Source organism: Sphingobium limneticum, assembly GCF_008710155.1.
Classification (GTDB): domain Bacteria; phylum Pseudomonadota; class Alphaproteobacteria; order Sphingomonadales; family Sphingomonadaceae; genus Sphingobium; species Sphingobium limneticum.
In genome coordinates this window covers 1-888 of sequence record NZ_VYPZ01000094.1, presented here as the reverse complement: position 1 = coordinate 888, position 888 = coordinate 1, and the positions used below count along the sequence as shown (strand labels likewise).

1 protein-coding gene is annotated in these 888 nt (G+C 64.0%); it reads left to right on the top strand.

Annotation, left to right across the window (positions count from 1 at the left end; genetic code table 11):
• A partial coding sequence (gene copD, locus F4U94_RS24110) for a copper homeostasis membrane protein CopD (protein WP_150412357.1) occupies positions 1-833 on the top strand: 833 nt, incomplete at its 5' end.
• Positions 834-888 lie beyond the last annotated feature (55 nt).

Here is an 888-nt window from a genome sequence, read left to right as displayed (position 1 = left end):
GGCTCGGCGAGCGCGAGGATGCAATCGCTCTGCGGCCTTGGCTTTCGGGAAGTGCTGTGCTCGGGTTGCTGCTCTCAGCCGCTGGCCTGATCCTCATGGCCTCGTCGATGGCCGGATCTCCATTCTGGCCGGTCGACGAGGCCGCGGTGGCTGCCTTGCTCGGAGGGCCACCGGTTGGCTCCGCCTGGAAGGTGCGCATGGTAGCGCTGGTCATTGCCGGGGGCGCGGTCCTACTGGCGCGAGGCAGAGCATCATGGCTGGCGATGGCCATGATTGCCGCCGCTACGGCGTTGGCGACACTCGCGTGGAACGGGCACGGTGCCATGGACGAGGGAAGCACCGGATGGCTTCACCTGGGCGCGGACATTCTCCATCTCCTCGCAGGCGGTATATGGGTTGGCGCACTGTTCGGATTGCTTCTCCTGATGATGCGCCGCGCCGAGGCGATCGATGCCGCGCACCTTCAGCTTACCCATCGGGCGCTGCACGGCTTCGGGGCGGTGGGCACGCTCGTGGTTGCCATTTTAGTGATCACCGGCTTGATCAACAGCTGGCTGCTCGTGGGCCCAGCCAATTTCACGGCCTTGGGCACGACGCTCTACGGCTTGCTGCTGCTCGCCAAGCTGGTCTTGTTCGCAGCGATGCTGGGACTCGCGTCGCTTAATCGGTTCCGCCTCACGCCGGCCTTCGAACGCTCGATTGCCATGAACGATCATGACGGAGCGCTTATGACGCTGCGGGTCAGCCTGGCGGTCGAGACAACCTGCGTGATTGGTATCTTGGCGCTCGTAGCATGGCTCGGCACCCTCGCACCGCCCGCATCGGGCATGTAGGTGAGGTTAGCTCTGCTGGGTCTGTTGATGTATTCAAAGGTGAACGAACGAGGGT